14 protein-coding genes and 1 pseudogene are annotated in these 14,872 nt (G+C 59.2%); 11 read left to right on the top strand and 4 right to left on the bottom strand.

The window, feature by feature from the left end; genetic code table 11:
- Positions 1-172: 172 nt before the first annotated feature.
- The 4 genes from GQ59_RS05730 to GQ59_RS05715 all read left to right on the top strand — a co-directional run bounded on the left by GQ59_RS05730 (position 173) and on the right by GQ59_RS05715 (position 5,735).
- A complete protein-coding gene (locus tag GQ59_RS05730) occupies positions 173-1,228 on the top strand; it encodes an ABC transporter ATP-binding protein (RefSeq protein WP_037078672.1) in 1,056 nt (351 codons plus the stop codon).
- A gap of 123 nt (positions 1,229-1,351) precedes the next feature.
- The gene (locus GQ59_RS05725) at positions 1,352-2,374 is read left to right on the top strand and encodes an extracellular solute-binding protein (protein WP_037078669.1); all 1,023 of its coding nucleotides are present in this window, start codon (positions 1,352-1,354) and stop codon (positions 2,372-2,374) included.
- Positions 2,375-2,457: 83 nt separating this feature from the next.
- Positions 2,458-4,101 carry an ABC transporter permease gene (locus tag GQ59_RS05720; protein ID WP_051903811.1) on the top strand — a complete coding sequence of 548 codons (1,644 nt, stop codon included), beginning with the start codon at positions 2,458-2,460 and terminating at the stop codon, positions 4,099-4,101.
- A 383-nt stretch (positions 4,102-4,484) separates the two neighbouring features.
- On the top strand, positions 4,485-5,735 hold the full coding sequence (locus GQ59_RS05715; protein WP_037078663.1) for an SAM-dependent methyltransferase: 1,251 nt from the start codon (positions 4,485-4,487) through the stop codon (positions 5,733-5,735).
- Positions 5,736-5,940: 205 nt separating this feature from the next.
- Here the strand turns inward: GQ59_RS05715 and GQ59_RS05710 are convergent, their stop codons facing one another.
- A complete protein-coding gene (locus GQ59_RS05710; RefSeq protein ID WP_244447908.1) occupies positions 5,941-6,222 on the bottom strand; it encodes a DUF5334 family protein in 282 nt (93 codons plus the stop codon).
- A complete protein-coding gene (locus GQ59_RS33370; RefSeq protein ID WP_152564241.1) occupies positions 6,213-6,350 on the bottom strand; it encodes a YHYH domain-containing protein in 138 nt (45 codons plus the stop codon). Before GQ59_RS33370 ends, GQ59_RS05710 begins: the two co-directional genes overlap by 10 nt.
- 349 nt (positions 6,351-6,699) lie before the next feature.
- Between GQ59_RS33370 and GQ59_RS05700 the strand changes: the two genes are divergently transcribed.
- From GQ59_RS05700 to GQ59_RS05685, 4 genes are read left to right on the top strand one after another with little or no spacing between them, the layout of a single operon-like run.
- The gene (locus tag GQ59_RS05700) at positions 6,700-7,230 is read left to right on the top strand and encodes a sigma-70 family RNA polymerase sigma factor (protein ID WP_037078658.1); all 531 of its coding nucleotides are present in this window, start codon (positions 6,700-6,702) and stop codon (positions 7,228-7,230) included.
- Positions 7,223-7,984 carry an anti-sigma factor family protein gene (locus tag GQ59_RS05695; protein WP_037078655.1) on the top strand — a complete coding sequence of 254 codons (762 nt, stop codon included), beginning with the start codon at positions 7,223-7,225 and terminating at the stop codon, positions 7,982-7,984. The genes GQ59_RS05700 and GQ59_RS05695 overlap by 8 nt, the downstream gene beginning before the upstream one ends.
- Before the next feature lie 17 nt (positions 7,985-8,001).
- Complete coding sequence (locus tag GQ59_RS05690; protein ID WP_037078652.1) at positions 8,002-8,718, top strand: Bax inhibitor-1/YccA family protein; 717 nt, start codon at positions 8,002-8,004, stop codon at positions 8,716-8,718.
- 28 nt (positions 8,719-8,746) lie between these two features.
- Positions 8,747-9,325 (top strand): DUF2076 domain-containing protein, encoded by a 579-nt coding sequence (locus GQ59_RS05685; protein WP_037078649.1) that lies wholly within the window; start codon positions 8,747-8,749, stop codon positions 9,323-9,325.
- Positions 9,326-9,824: 499 nt separating this feature from the next.
- Here GQ59_RS05685 and GQ59_RS05680 read toward each other — a convergent pair.
- Together GQ59_RS05680 and GQ59_RS05675 are read right to left on the bottom strand one after the other, a co-directional pair.
- Positions 9,825-10,373: pseudogene (locus GQ59_RS05680) on the bottom strand (IS110 family RNA-guided transposase); the annotation flags it as partial.
- Between the two features lie 210 nt (positions 10,374-10,583).
- The gene (locus GQ59_RS05675) at positions 10,584-11,342 is read right to left on the bottom strand and encodes an IclR family transcriptional regulator (RefSeq protein ID WP_037079159.1); all 759 of its coding nucleotides are present in this window, start codon (positions 11,340-11,342) and stop codon (positions 10,584-10,586) included.
- Positions 11,343-11,453: 111 nt separating this feature from the next.
- Between GQ59_RS05675 and GQ59_RS05670 the strand changes: the two genes are divergently transcribed.
- The 3 genes from GQ59_RS05670 to GQ59_RS05660 are packed head-to-tail and all read left to right on the top strand — an operon-like array spanning position 11,454 to position 14,865.
- Entirely contained in the window at positions 11,454-12,389 is a 936-nt protein-coding gene (locus GQ59_RS05670; RefSeq protein ID WP_037078648.1) for a polysaccharide deacetylase family protein, read from the top strand.
- A gap of 43 nt (positions 12,390-12,432) precedes the next feature.
- Positions 12,433-13,926, top strand: a complete 1,494-nt coding sequence (locus GQ59_RS05665) for an ABC transporter substrate-binding protein (RefSeq protein ID WP_037078645.1) — start codon at positions 12,433-12,435, stop codon at positions 13,924-13,926.
- Positions 13,927-13,944: 18 nt separating this feature from the next.
- Positions 13,945-14,865 (top strand): ABC transporter permease, encoded by a 921-nt coding sequence (locus GQ59_RS05660; protein ID WP_037078643.1) that lies wholly within the window; start codon positions 13,945-13,947, stop codon positions 14,863-14,865.
- Positions 14,866-14,872 lie beyond the last annotated feature (7 nt).

Raw genomic sequence — 14,872 nt, 5'->3', positions numbered from 1 at the left:
CAGTATTTGATGCGCGGCACCCTGTATCGCGACTATCCGCGGGCCGTATCGTCAGAAACTGCCGCTTCAGATCCGCAACCGCCGTCAGAATGCGGGCCGCATGGTTTGCAGCACTATCCGGTTTCTGCAACAAGGGGACCAGCCCATCCCCTAGATTGAGAGGACGTCAGAAATGGTCGCCAAGACTGCAGAGTTTGCGCTGGAGATCCGAGACGTGACACGACGTTTCGGAGCGACGGCAGCCGTCGGCGGCATTTCGTTATCGATCCGCCAGGGGGAAATTATCTGCCTCGTCGGCCACTCCGGATGTGGCAAATCAACACTGCTCAGATTGATCGCCGGCGTCGAGACGCCGGACGGCGGCCGTATCATTCTCGCTGGCAAGGAGATTTCAGGCCCATCGACCTTCATGGAGCCCGAGGCGCGCAATATCGGTTTCGTTTTCCAGGATTATGCTCTCTTCCCGCATCTGACCGTGGAGCAGAATATCCTGTTCGGTCTCAAGCGCTACAACAGACCAGAGGCCATCAGGAGGAGCTCGGAGGTGATTGGCAGGATAGGTATCACGCATCTCATTGACCGTTATCCACATATGCTGTCCGGTGGCGAACAACAGCGCGTAGCGCTGGCAAGGGCGCTTGCTCCCCGGCCCCACATCCTGCTGATGGATGAACCTTTTTCCAATCTGGATCAGAGCCTGAGGGACACGGTGCGCGACAACACGCTGTCGCTTCTGAAAACGCTGGGTACCACCGTGATCATGGTCACTCATGACCCCGACGAGGCGCTTTCGGCCGGCGACCGCGTAGTTCTGATGAAGGCTGGCGAAGTCGTTCAGGCTGGATCAGGCTACGATCTACACGATCGACCCCTCACCCCGTATGCGGCGGAATTCTTCTGTGACTTCAACAAGGTGCCGGGCGTTTACAAGAGCGGTGCGATTGAAACAGCGATGGGCGTCTTCTCACAGGCCCTGGCAATCCCGGAAGGCAGTCCGTCGACGCTTTACATCCGCCCCCAGGCGATTTCGATTTCGCAGGCTGACGGAGATTTTGCCGGCCGCATCGAAGGGCGAAGCTTTCATGGAGAGTTCGAGCAGTTCCTTGTTCGTGTCGATAACCTTGAAACACCATTGCGGGTCAGATCGGCAAAACGACTGCCGCCGGATGTCGATCTGGTGCGAGTCTCTATCGCCAACGATCAAGTGCTCGCATTTCCGAGCGACTAAATCGGAGATTGAATTGGGTGGGAAATGCAGATCAATAAACCGTGATTTCCACTGCAAGCTGAACATTAAACTTGACGAAAATGGTCATAAACTGCAGCAAGCATGCAAAACATGGAGGGACTCATGAACACGCATGCCATCGCAACATCGACCTTTCTCGTCGCCTCGCTCTTCCTGAGTGCAAGTGCAGCCTCTGCCGCCGAGATCAACATCTATACGACGCGTGAGGCGGGGCTAATCCAGCCGCTTCTCGATGCGTTTACCAAATCCACAGGCACCAAGGTCAACACCGTTTTCCTGAAGGATGGCCTTGCGGAACGCGTTGCGACAGAAGGCGCCAGCTCCCCCGCCGATATTCTGATGGCCGTCGATGCCGGTAGCCTGGTCGACCTGGTCGAGAAAGGTGTGACCCAGCCCGTCGAGTCGGCGGTGCTGAATGCTGCCATTCCCGCGCAGCTGCGCGACTCCAAAGGCAACTGGTTCGCGCTTTCGATGCGTGCACGCGTGCTCTATGCCGCGAAGGACGTGGATCTGAAATCGTTCAACTACGAAGAGCTTGCCGACCCAAAATGGAAGGGCAAGATATGCATCCGCGCCGGCCAGCACCCCTACAACACGGCTCTTTTTGCTGACTACATCGCCCATTACGGCGCGGCTGAAACAGAAAAGTGGCTGACGGGCCTTAAGGCCAACCTGGCCCGCAAGGCCGGTGGTGGCGACCGTGACGGCGCCAAGGACATCCTTGGCGGTATCTGCGATATCGCAATCGCGAACTCTTATTATGTCGGCCTGATGCGATCGGGCAAGGGCGGTCCGGATCAGGTCAAGTGGGGTGAGGCCATCAACGTCATTCTTCCGACCTTCAAGAATGGCGGCACGCAGGTCAACATCAGTGGCGCAGCTGTCGCCAAAAATGCGCCAAACAAGGCCGAAGCAGTCAAGCTCCTGGAATATCTCGTCTCCGATGAAGCCCAGAAGATCTACGCCGAAGCCAATTACGAATACCCGGTCAAGGCCGGCGCGGCCACCGATCCGATCATCGCTTCCTTCGGTCAATTGAAGATCGATTCCAAGTCGTTGACGGAGATCGTCGGCCATCGCAAGCAAGCAAGCACGCTGGTCGATAAGGTTGGCTTCGACAACTAACATGGACAGAAAGGCGCCCTTGTCTTTGCGGGCGCCTTTCGTCTGGCCAGTTGGTGAATAACGTGACCTCCCCTATCGCCGCGATGGCTTGGCCCAAACGTCGTCCAAGCAACCGTTGGCTGATCTGCGCAGTTATAGTTGCAGCACTTGTGGCGCTTCCAGTCGTGGGCCTTTTCCTGCAGGCCATTCAGGGTTCTCCCGGCCTCTGGCAGCATCTGGCAACCACTATCCTGCCGATTTCCATGGTCGATACCATCATCCTTCTCCTGGGCGTCGGCATCGTTTCGGCTGTCATCGGCACAACAATGGCATGGCTGGTTACGGCGTATTCCTTTCCCGGTCGGCGGACGCTGGAATGGGCACTGCTGCTGCCGCTCGCCGTGCCGACCTACATCATCGCCTATGCCTATCTCGACATTCTACACCCGATCGGGTCCGTCCAGGGAGCAATCCGCTGGTTGCTTGGTTATTCGAGCCCGCGCGAATTCCGATTGCCGGACGTGCGCTCGATGCCCGGCTGTATTCTTCTTCTGGGTTTCGTTCTCTACCCGTACGTCTACATGCCCACACGCGTGATGTTCCTGACACAATCGGCCAATCTCATCGACGCGGCGCGGACGCTTGGTATCTCCCGCCGCGCCATCTTCTGGAACGTCGCTCTGCCGCTTGCAAGGCCGGCGGTCGCCGTCGGTGTCAGCCTGGCGCTGATGGAAACGCTGAACGATGTCGGCGCCTCAGAATTTCTCGGTGTTCGCACGCTAACCGTGTCGATTTATACGACCTGGATCACGCGAACGGACCTGCCCGGGGCGTCGCAGATCGCCCTGTTGCTATTGCTTATGGTCGTCGCTCTCGTGTCGTTCGAACGGTGGGCGAGGCGAAGGCAGCGCTATTCCGCAACCACGCAGCGTAATCGTGGTTTTGAACCCCTCCGAGTTTCATCGGCGATAGGCCTGCTTCTACTCATGTTCGGCCTAACCCCGATCTTGATCGGTTTCGCCGCACCGGCCTTTTACCTGTCGACATCTGCATGGCAACGCATCCGCTTCGCCGGCTTATCCTCGAACCTGCTGCACGAGGCAATAAACACGATTGCCCTAGCCGTCATCGCAACCGCGACCACGATCGCATTTGGCCTGGTCATCGCCTATGCGAACCGCATTCGACCGGGCGCGGTGTCGTCTTGGTCCTATCGTTTCGCGACAATGGGATATGCGGCCCCCGGCACGGTGGTTGCCATCGGCGTTCTGATCGTGCTGGCGACGGCAGATCGACTGGTTGACCAGGCCGCCATCGATTGGTTCGGAGTCTCCACGGGCCTGTTGTTCATCGGTTCGGGCGCTGCGCTGATCTACGCATATACGATGAGGTTTCTGGCTATCTCGGCTGGAGGCATTGACGCCGGGCTTGCACGTATTCCCTTGTCACTGGACCAAGCCTCACGTCTGCTCGGTCAGTCTTCAGCCGGGACCTTGCGCCACATACATCTACCGTTGTCCAAAGCGGCAATAACCGCGGCCGGCCTGCTGGTCTTTGTGGATTGCGTCAAGGAACTTCCGGCCACGCTCCTGTTGCGACCGCTCAACATCGAAACATTTGCCACCCACCTGTATAGCGAGGCGGCGAGAGGAACCTACGAGGAGGCTTCTGTCGCCGCCTTGGCCATTCTTCTGATCGGCATGCTACCGGTCATCCTGCTCTCCCGCATCGGTCGCTCAGATCGTTGACGTTGCCGAGCAGGCCGAGGTCGGTCAGCCTGCCTAGCATGGGCGACGCCCCAAGCCTCCGGCAGACGCTCCAGATTGATGAAGCTGCCGGTATAGCCGCGCTGCTTGACGTCATGAAACAGATGACCGTCCGCAGCGATTCTTATTTCCAATGAGGCTGTCAACATTCCGGACGCATAGCGTCTCCGGCTCCCGTTTCGGGCCCGACGGTAGCGTCGTCTTCAAACGCCGGCGGCCAGATGCGGCCCATGTTGTCGATCGACTTCTACATTGTTATCGTCAGCTGGAGGCTAGTCTGGTCTCCGCTGTCTATGGTCGTTTCATCCACTTGCAGAATCGTCGCTCGCGACGCTTCAATCCCGCTCCATCCGTCGAGGTCCTGCATGTTTCCTCTGTCGCATATGATGAAAGCCTTCATCCGCAGAGGCAAGCTGACGGTGATTGACGCCGATGGGCGCAGCCATGTCTTTGCAGGTGAGGCGGGCCCGGAAGTGACGATGCGACTGACAGACCGCAGACTTTACCGCACTTTGGTCTTCAATTCGGAACTTGCGGCCGGCGAAGCCTATATGGATGGCACACTCCGCTTTGAAAACGGTTCGACGCTTCGAGACTTCCTGACCCTATTCTCGGTCAATCGGTTGTCGCTTGGCTCCTATCCAATCCAAAAGCTGTTGCGCGCCGTCAAGATGCGTTTCCGCAAGCGCCAGCAGTCCAACGTCAAGGGTGAGGCGCAGCGCAACGTCGCCCACCATTACGATCTAGGCAACGATTTCTACAAACTCTTCCTCGACGACAAGATGCTCTACTCCTGCGCCTATTTTCGTGAGGCGGACGAAACCCTGGAACAGGCCCAGAGAAACAAGCTTCGGCTGCTCGCCTCGAAACTCCATCTGAAGCCCGGGATGAAGGTGCTTGATATCGGCTGCGGTTGGGGCGACATGGCCCTTTATCTCGCCCAGCTGGAAGATGTCGAAGTGGTTGGCGTCACCCTGTCGACGGAACAGCAGGTGCTGGCGACTGAACGAGCCCGGAATGCTGGCGTCGCCGATCGTGTCCGGTTCGATCTGCGCGACTATCGAGATGTCACCGGAACGTTCGATCGGATAGTATCGATTGGCATGTTCGAGCATGTCGGGGTCAGTCATTACGATGAGTTCTTCAAGAAGCTGAACGCGCTGATGCCGGATGATGGTCTCGCCGTCATCCATTCGATCGGCCACATGAGCCCTCCCGGCATGGCGAGCGCCTGGCTTCGAAAATATATCTTTCCCGGAGCTTACTCTCCGGCGTTGTCGGAGGTTTTCGAAGTCGTGGAGCGCAATAGCCTTTGGGTCACCGACCTTGAATTTTTGCGCCTGCACTATGCGATGACGCTGGCCCACTGGGTGGAACGTTTCGAGAAGAACCGCGACAAGGTCGTCCAATTGCACGACGAGCGTTTCGCCCGGATGTGGGAATTTTACCTGATCAGCTGCGAGATGATGTTCCGGACCGGAAGCCAACTCGTGTTTCACATGCAGCTATCCCGCAGCCGGGACGCAGCCCCCATCGTTCGAGATTATATTACAGAACAGCAAAAGGCCTATTTGCTTCAGGAGCAGGCGATCGGCCTATCTGTGAAGGACTGTTAGACCAGACACCCATCGACTGTCTGTCATCGCTACCCAACTGGTTTCAGCAGTGCTGGGGACTGGCCACCTGACTTAGGCGGGCGACACCACCTCATCGGCCAGAAAGGCGTAATCCTGCGGTCGGGAATTTCCACCAGGATCGAATCCAACAAGGCATGCCAGCAGGTTGGGCGCGGCGCGACCAAAGCCGCGCCGCGTTTTCCGCTCAGTTGGCTTCCCTGTCCAGCGTGCGCGTCTGGCCGCTATCGCTGTCATAGACGTCCACCTCGACGGAGTTGCCGTAGCGGCGGATACTCTGGACGTCTACGTCACGGTACCCGCCCCCGCTATAGTCATAAATCTCGATCGTCCGACCAGGCCGGACCAGGGTTCCCTTGCCGATCTCGATTGATCCACCGGTACTGCTATCAACGCCGTCCCAGGCAAGAACCGTGCCGGCGGTCGCGAGCGCGAACAGGACTGCGGTCGGAAAGCTACTTAGTGGCAATGACGACCGCCGTTCCTGTTGTCTTGATGACAACCGTTGCGATCGGTCCCTCCGCTATGCGCGGTCGCCAGCGCGATCGAGAACCCAAGGGCGATGACAAGTACGAGACTGGTAATTGCAAGCTTCATAAATTCCTCCCAAAAGCTGCTCAGATAGAGCAACGGCTGCGCATCGCGATATCAGCGAGTGCTTCCTGACCTCTCTTCAACCTAGCCTACTTGGCGGGGGAGTCGAGTTGCATAATTCGAATGTTCGCCTTAGGGTTAAGACAGCGAACGTCTTCGTCTGGCCCTGGCGGCGCCATCGTCAGCAACGGAACGACCGGACTTTACCAAGTTCTTGAAAGGTAAACAGTTGGAGCCGGCTCATCCGTCTCTCGTCTAGGGAATTTATCTGCGTCATCGACCTTTCTTGCGAGTTCGAAAAATATTTTGGCGATGATGGAAGCAAAACAGTGCCGGCTCCGTATATGGGGACATGGACCGCAACAGACGTGCCTTTGATGTAATCGGACAGTTGACCACGCTTAGGCGTTATGCGCGCTCGCTGGCACGAAATGCGACTGACGCAGAAGATCTCGTTCACGATGCCTTGGTTCGAGCTTATGAGCGGCGGGCAACCTTTCGTCCGGGTGCGAGCCTGCGGAACTGGCTGCTCTCCATCGTCCACAATACCCATGTAGACCAAGTGCGTTCTTCAGCGGCAAGAGCCCGCCGCGACGATGCGGCGATGTTGGAAACCGATTTGTCTTATGCCGCGGGCCAAGAGCATTCCGTACATCTCGCTCAGGTTCGTCAAGCCTTTCTGGCCCTGCCCGAAGAGCAGCGTGAAGCCCTACATCTCGTCGCCGTCGAAGACCTGTCCTATCAGGAGGCCGCCGACACGCTTGGCATTCCGGTCGGGACACTGATGTCCCGAGTCTCTCGGGCAAGGGCGAATCTCCGAGCGTTCGACGACGGCACCAGGAAGCCCAGCCATCTCAAAATTGTAGGAGGCGGCAATGACTGACGTCGCGACCATTCTCGAGAGCGACCTAGATGCCTACGTCGATAGCCAACTGGACCCTTCTGGCAGGCTCAGGGTGGAAACCTGGCTCGCGAAACATCCCGAAGCGGCGGCCCGGGTGATGGCAGATCTCGGTATGCGCACCACTTTGAAGCTTGCGATGACCGCCGGCGATGTCGTTTGTAATCCGCGGGCCAGGGAAGCAGCTCGTCACCTGTCCTCGGGGCTTGCCAATGCCCGAATGTGGACGGCCCTGCAGAAGGTGGCAGCCGTGGGCATCCTTTTGACAGCCGGATGGTTCGCCCATTCGTCCATGGGTCCGGGCGAGGTCAACGCTTCCGTTCCTCCGCCTTCATTCGTCGGACAGGCTGTGCGCGCCCACCAGACATCGCTCGTTCGTGCGGGGATGCCGTCTCAGCCTGAGGTAAAGATCTATGATCGCGATGACATTCGCGCAGCCACGGGGATCGTGATGCCGGAACTGCCCAAGGGCTGGACGGTCATTGACGTCCAGGTTTTCCCATCGGACTTCGGACCCAGCGTCGAGACCAGCGTTCGGACAGAAGAAGGGGCGTTGATCTCGCTCTTTGCCGTCCGCCCCGGCCAGTTCGCAGTGGAAGCCGTGAAAGACCTCGATTTCACGGACGCCGAAGCGGCCTGGTGGCAACTCGGCGAAGTCGCCTATGCGGTGATCTCGAGTACACCCAATATCGGCCTGATCGACGAGGCTGAACTTCTCAAAAACTCACTCTACTGATCGGCAAGGAGACAATCATGTATCCCCAACAGGACCGCTACGGCGCCTACAAACCGGCATCTGCCGCAGTTTTCGACGAGGGCCTGCGCAAGCACATGCTGCGCATTTACAACTATATGGGCCTTGGCTTGGTCGTAACGGGGCTTGTCGCCTTCATCGTCGGCACGACCCCGGCGCTCTACGTGCCGATCTTCTCCACGCCCTTGAAATGGGTGGTGATGCTGGCTCCGCTTGCTTTCGTCTTCTTCTTCTCGTTCAAGATGCATTCGATGTCGGCTTCCGCGGCGCAGATGACTTTCTGGGCTTTTTGCGCGGTCATGGGCCTGTCGCTCGCATCCGTTTTCCTGGTGTTCACAGGAGCGAGCATCGCGCGGACATTCTTCATCGCCGCCACCATGTTCGGCGCGACCAGCCTTTACGGCTATGTGACGAAGCGTGACCTTGCCAAGTTCGGGTCATTCATGATCATGGGTCTGATCGGTGTGATGATCGCCTCGATCGTCAACATCTTCCTGGGATCCAGTGCGTTGCAATTTGCCGTCTCGGTCATCGGCATTGTCGTCTTTGTCGGTCTGACTGCCTGGGACACCCAGAACATCAAGGAGCAGTACGCCGACAATTACGACCAGGAATCCCAGCAGAAGCTCGCCGTATTTGGCGCTCTGTCGCTTTACCTGAACTTCGTCAACATCTTCCAGCTGCTGCTGAACTTCACTGGGCAGCGCGAAGAGTAACAGCAGTCCATACCCAAGGAGACATCCCATGGATCGCAACGACCAGCAGGCCATCGACGGCCTGTTCTCCAAGCTCGCCCATGTCGAGCGCCAAGCCGGCCATCGCGATGCCGAATCCGAACGCTTCATCCAGGAGCGGATCAGCCAACAGCCCGGCGCGCCCTACTACATGGCCCAGACAATCGTGGTGCAGGAGCAGGCTCTCGAAGCGGCACAGCGCCGTATTGAAGAACTCGAAGCACAAGAAGCACAGAGTTCGCGCGGAGGGGGCTTCTTTTCCTCTATGTTCGGTAACAATGCTCCTCCACGGCGTTCCGCGCCACCACAGCCGTCCTTCGATGGGCGCACCGCTCCCGGTTCCCCGTGGGGCGGGCAGAACCAGGGTTATGGCCAGAACGGCATGCCAACCCAGAGCCGCGTCGGTGGCGGCTTCCTTGCCGGCGCGGCACAGACTGCAATGGGCGTCGCCGGGGGTGTTCTGCTCGGCAATGCGATCGGCGGCATGTTCGGCGCTGACAAGGCGCAAGCCGCTACACCCGAGCCTGCCGCACCGGAAGCCGAAGCCCCGGAAGATGAGATGGACTTCGGTGGCGACGAGGACATCTGATCTCGTCACCGTTCGAGCGAGCGACGGAGCGTCCATCCACCCGGGCTTCGGTGGCGCGTCGAGAACATGAACAGACGATTGGAGTATGTTTCAGCTCGCTGCCGACAGACGAGCGCCCGGCTCGCAATCGTTTCGTGCCAACTGTTTAGATGTCGTGGGGCGCCGCGGAGCAGGGAGATACCGCTGCGCGTCTACGCAGATCGGGTTGCGACTGGAGCTGACGCTCGTTCCACAAGTATAGCGACCAATTCGGCAAGTGTGCAGTCAGGAAGTTCATTTCCATCGAACAGCATGTCCCACGCGGCTGCCGCAACGACCAATGGATCAGCATGGGGTGACGCCGCGGCAAGAAACATAGACCCGAGCGGGGTGAACTTAAGTATACGGGCGGACGGCCTCATCGGCTGCGCGTCTCTCGTTTTATCTGCCTCCATCGAAGATGATGTCCCGAGAGGTTCTCTAATCGCGGTTGTCAAGCAGGTCGCAGCTGGCATCGAGCCAAAAGATCACGGCACTCCTCCCGAACGAGTTCAGGCAGGTCGATCTCAGTCCTCTCAACGATCGCTTCAATGCGCTGGATATGAGCGATGCCCTGGGGAATGGCCTGGCCATATTCATAGAGAACAGCACGCAAAGCGTTCACCAATTCCGTTCGCTGGCGGACAATCCGCTCGCGCGCCCGGAATAAAACCGCCCGAGCTTGCTGATCCGCAGTTTTGGGCGGAACGAAACGCATCTCGGGCTGACGGGCCGCGATGACGATTGCTTCAGCATCGGCGGCGTCGTTCTTCTGGCGCTTCACGAAAGGGCGGACATATTGCGGAGCGATCAGCCTGACCTCGTGCCCCGCTTCGACCAACTCACGGGCCCAGTAATGGGCGCTACCGCAGGCTTCCATAATCACAATCGCTGGCGGCTGTTCCGATAGGAAGCGGAGAAACTGTCCTCGTGACAGTTTCTTTCGATACCGTACTTCGCCCGCCATCATTGCTGCGTGCAGCACGAAAACATTCTTTGCCAGATCCACCCCGATCATCGTGTCTTTCATTTTGCCGTCTTCTCCGTCCTGTGGGCTACAACCACGACATCTTGGCATATTGCGATGCCGTGAGGGGAGGACGGCAACCACCCCATCTTGTTCCGACCCCAAGATTGCGGGCCGACGCAGTTTGTTCCAAAAATGCCGGCAGGAAAGAGTGTAGCTTTCCAAATCACGCCGTATCTGCACCGGTTCCATCATCCGCATCAGAAATGAGCCTCAGCGACGGTATCCAAGCGCCCGGCTGATATCGTCGGCTGCACTGCGGACCATCAGCAGAAAGCCCTCGCGCTGCTCGTTGTAACGCACGGTCGGAACGCCGAGATTGAGGGCCGCGACGGCCGCGCCGTTGCCATCGAAGATCGGCGCGGCAATACCGGTCGAGCCGGTGACGAACTCCTGATCGTTCAGTGCGTAGCCGTCCCGACGGACCTTTACCAGCATCTCGCGAATGCGCTCTATATCCGTCACAGTATAGCGGGTATAGGAGAGCAGCTGGACGCGGGAGAGATAGTGCTCCAGCGCCTCCCTCGGGGTGAAGGCGAGCAACACGCGGCCGGTCGCGGTGCAATAGGCGGCGATCGCCGCATCGAGGTTTACGTCGTAGCGTACACGATGGCGGCTGACGCATTTCGCCAGCCGACGGATGTCGCAATGGGCGTTCATCGTCGCGAGCAGGATGGTCTCGCCGGATTCGTCGCGCAGCTTCTCCATGAACGGTTTTGCCACGACGACCAGCGGCTCTTCATGGCGCCGGAACGGAAAGCCGTGCCGGGTCGCCTCGACCAGCATGTAGCGGCCGGCGTCGTCCTGGACCACGTGGCCGCGCGCCGCCAGCGTCTGAACGAGGCCGTGCGCGCTGCTTTTGGGGAAAGAAAGATCGCGCACGATCTGGGCCAGCGGTACCGCTTCCCGCCTGGACGCCATGTATTCCAGCAGATCGAGAATCCGGCCGGCGCTTTTGATTTCGGAGTTCATATATGTGAACGAAACCCCCATTGATGGTTATCGGATCGGCTCATAACAATTCTGCCCAGAAAGCAGCCACTCATATTTTCGAGTGTCGCGCTGATAAGGACGAACGATCTCATGAATGCGCCGAATAAGCAAAACGATGCCTCCGAACCCTGGACCTGGCCGGATAGTGTCTGGCAGCAGAAGGTTCAGAAGGTGCGCGCGGGGCGTTCCTTAAGGCCTGCGAAGTGGAGAAACGGCGCACGCATGGCAGTAGCATTGTCTTTCGATTCCGATCACGAGACGATGGAACTGCGCAATGGCGGCACGTCCTTCGGCACGATGAGCCGCGGCCAGTACGGCGCCCGCGCCGGCATGCCGCGCATCCTGCGGTTGCTCGAAAAATACGCCGTGCCGGCCTCCTTCTTCATGCCGGCCGTCTCGGCGATGATCAATGCGGAAGAAGTGAAGACTGTCGTCTCATCCGGCCACGAGCTCGGCATCCACAGCTGGATTCACGAGTTCAATTCCCGGCTCGACGAGGTGACGGAACGCGACCTGGCGCTGCGCGCTTCGGACACGCTCGAACGCCTGTCCGGCATCCGTCCGGTCGGCATGCGCACCGCGTCGTGGGATTTCAGCCCCTATACGCTGAAGATCGCCCGCGAGATGGGATTGCTCTACGATTCCTCGCTGATGGCCGACGAAGAACCTTACGAGCTTCTGGAGGATGGCGAGCCGACCGGCGTGGTCGAAATCCCGGTCGAGTGGATCCGCGACGACGCGCCCTATGTGGCGATGGACCGGATGACCGGCGCGCGGCCTTATGGGGGGCCGGCCATGGTGCTGGACATCTTTGCTCGCGAACTCGAAGTGGCCTGGGACGAGGGCGGGCTGTTCCAGCTCACCATGCACCCGCACCATGTCGGCCACCGGTCGCGGATCTTCATTCTGGAAGAGATCATCCGGCTCGCCAAGTCGAAGGGCGACGTCTGGTTCTGCACCCATGCGGAACTGGCGCGCTACTGTGCCGACGAGGCCGGCCTCAAGACCGCAGAGAAGGCGGCGTAAGCAGTTCTTGAATACAGCAGCAACAACAATGAGGGTAAGGAACATGTCTGCCAAATTCGCATCCGTAGCCGCTATGCTACTGGCGCTCACCGCGTCGACTGCGCTTGCGCAAACCAAGGATACGCTGACCATCGATCTGCCGAACGATGCGGCGACGCTCGATCCGCATCTGCAGTGGAATACCGACAGCTATTCGATCTACCGCAATATCTTCGACAACCTGCTGACCCGCGATGTGAAGGGCGAGATCGTTCCGCAGATCGCCAGGTCGTGGAAATATCTCGACGACAAGACGATCGAGTTCCAGATCCGCGACGACGTCACCTTCCAGGACGGCACGAAGCTCACCGCCGAAGACGTCGCCTTCTCGATCAACCGCATCATCGACCCGAAGCTGAAGAGCCCACAGCTTTCGCAGTTCGACCAGATCGCCAAGGCCGAGGCGGTGAGCCCGAACGTGGTCAAGATGACCACCAAGTCGCCCTATCCGGCGCTGCTCGCCCAGCTCGTCAAGCTGTCGATCGTGCCGAAGGCCTATGTCGAAAAGGTCGGCGACCAGGAATTCAACTTGAAGCCGCTCGGTTCCGGCCCTTACAAGATGGCCAACTGGCAGAAGGGCGTTCAGACCGAACTTGAAGCTTACAGCAGCTACTGGCGCGCCAAGCCGCCGTTCCAGAAGGTGGTCTTCCGCACCGTGCCGGACGTATCGACCCGCATCGCCGACTTGAAGACCGGCAAGGCCGACCTCGTCCGCGATGTGCCGCCGGATCAGGCCGAGAGCATCAAGAACGACTCGAATTCGCAGGTCCTGTCAGTTCCGACCGAACGCATCGGTTACCTGTTCATCAATGCCCAGGGCGGCGCCACCAAGGACATCCGCGTCCGCCAGGCGATCGCCTATGCGATCGACCGCGAGGCGCTCGTCGAAGCGCTGCTGGAAGGCTACGGCAAGCCGGTGGAAGTTCTCGGCGCAGAACCCGTCTTCGGCTACACCGACAAGGTCAAGGGCTACGAATACAATCTCGACAAGGCCAAGGAGCTGGTGAAGGCCGCCGGTGCGGAAGGTGCAACCGTCGAATTCCTGACGTCTCCCGCCTATAGCCGCGCCACCGTTGAAGCTATCCAGCAGATGGTCAACGAAGCCGGCCTCAAGGTGGAGATTTCCTCCAGCGACCAGGCAACCTTCCTGAAGCGCCGCCAGGGCGATCCGGCCAATGCCGGCGGTCTTGCCTTCGGTGCCTGGTCCTGCGCCTGCCAGGACGTCGACGGCGTGATCTTCCCGCTGTTCCGCACCGGCAGCATCTGGGCAAAATACTCGAATGAGAAGTTCGATGCGGCCGTGGACAAGGCACGCGTCATCCTCGATCAGAAGGAACGCCTGAAGCTCTACGAACAGGCCTACCAGATCCTGAAGGACGACGTTCCGGGCATGGGCCTCTACCAGGCTTATGCGCTCTATGGCGCAGCCAAGAAGCTGAAATGGCAGCCGACCGCCAACGAAGCCATGTTCGTCATGGACATGAGCTGGCAGCAGTAACAGACGGATAACACGATCATGTTGAGATACGCCGTCGAGCGTTTGATACAGGCGATCATTGCGATCTTCGGCGTTCTCACCATCGTCTTCGTCGTCATGCATCTGTCGGGCGACCCGACCCTGCTGCTCGTGCCGCAGGACGCATCGGCCGAGATGATCGCCCAGTTGCGCAGCCAGCTCGGTTTCGACCGGCCGATCTGGGTACAATATCTCGAATATCTGGGCGGCCTTTCGCATTTCGACTTCGGCATTTCCGTCGTCCAGCGGGTGCCCGCATTCGATATCGTCTTTTCGCGCCTGCCTTATACCGCGATGCTTGCCGCCGGCGCGCTGGTGGTTGCGATCGGCATGGGGATTCCGGCCGGCATCGTCACGGCGACCAGGCGCGGCGGCTGGCTCGAACGGCTGCTGACCGCGATCGTCGTTACCGGCCAAAGCGTGCCGACCTTTCTGTCGGGCATCGTGCTGATCTTCGTCTTCGGCGTGACGCTGCGCTGGCTGCCCACCTCCGGCTCTGGCGATTTCGCCTCGCTGATCATGCCCTCTTTGGCGCTCGGAGCGATCTCGATGTCGACCTTCGCCCGCATGACCCGTATCTCGATCATCGACGAACTCGGCAAGGACTATGTCAGGGCAGGGCGCGCCCGCGGCCTGTCGCTCGGCTCCGTCGTGTTCCGCCATGTGCTGCGCAATGCCGCGATCCCGGTGATCACCATCGCCGCGCTCGAAATCGGCAACCTGCTTGCTGGTGCCGTCATCGTCGAGACCGTGTTCGCCTGGCCGGGCATCGGCCAGCTCGCCATCCAATCCATCCAGTCGCGCGACTTCCTGGTTGTCCAGGTGATCGTGCTTTTGATTTCCTTCGTTTATGTGCTGACCAGCGTGATCGCGGATTTCGTCTACGCGCTCGTCGATCCGCGCATCCGTCTGGTTCGATAAGGAGAAG

The organism is Neorhizobium vignae (assembly GCF_000732195.1).
Classification (GTDB): Bacteria; Pseudomonadota; Alphaproteobacteria; order Rhizobiales; family Rhizobiaceae; genus Neorhizobium; species Neorhizobium vignae.
This window is presented reverse-complemented; position numbering and strand designations above follow the sequence as displayed.

What these genes read in the sequence shown, in the direction of transcription:
- GQ59_RS05670 (WP_037078648.1), top strand. Translation starts at nt 11,454, where the DNA reads ATGAATGCGCCGAATAAGCAAAACGATGCCTCCGAACCCTGGACCTGG.
- GQ59_RS05695 (WP_037078655.1), top strand. Translation starts at nt 7,223, where the DNA reads ATGACTGACGTCGCGACCATTCTCGAGAGCGACCTAGATGCCTACGTC.
- GQ59_RS05690 (WP_037078652.1), top strand. Translation starts at nt 8,002, where the DNA reads ATGTATCCCCAACAGGACCGCTACGGCGCCTACAAACCGGCATCTGCC.
- GQ59_RS05720 (WP_051903811.1), top strand. Translation starts at nt 2,458, where the DNA reads ATGGCTTGGCCCAAACGTCGTCCAAGCAACCGTTGGCTGATCTGCGCA.
- GQ59_RS05675 (WP_037079159.1), bottom strand. Translation starts at nt 11,342, where the DNA reads ATGAACTCCGAAATCAAAAGCGCCGGCCGGATTCTCGATCTGCTGGAA.
- GQ59_RS33370 (WP_152564241.1), bottom strand. Translation starts at nt 6,350, where the DNA reads ATGAAGCTTGCAATTACCAGTCTCGTACTTGTCATCGCCCTTGGGTTC.
- GQ59_RS05730 (WP_037078672.1), top strand. Translation starts at nt 173, where the DNA reads ATGGTCGCCAAGACTGCAGAGTTTGCGCTGGAGATCCGAGACGTGACA.
- GQ59_RS05660 (WP_037078643.1), top strand. Translation starts at nt 13,945, where the DNA reads ATGTTGAGATACGCCGTCGAGCGTTTGATACAGGCGATCATTGCGATC.
- GQ59_RS05715 (WP_037078663.1), top strand. Translation starts at nt 4,485, where the DNA reads ATGTTTCCTCTGTCGCATATGATGAAAGCCTTCATCCGCAGAGGCAAG.
- GQ59_RS05685 (WP_037078649.1), top strand. Translation starts at nt 8,747, where the DNA reads ATGGATCGCAACGACCAGCAGGCCATCGACGGCCTGTTCTCCAAGCTC.
- GQ59_RS05725 (WP_037078669.1), top strand. Translation starts at nt 1,352, where the DNA reads ATGAACACGCATGCCATCGCAACATCGACCTTTCTCGTCGCCTCGCTC.
- GQ59_RS05700 (WP_037078658.1), top strand. Translation starts at nt 6,700, where the DNA reads ATGGACCGCAACAGACGTGCCTTTGATGTAATCGGACAGTTGACCACG.
- GQ59_RS05665 (WP_037078645.1), top strand. Translation starts at nt 12,433, where the DNA reads ATGTCTGCCAAATTCGCATCCGTAGCCGCTATGCTACTGGCGCTCACC.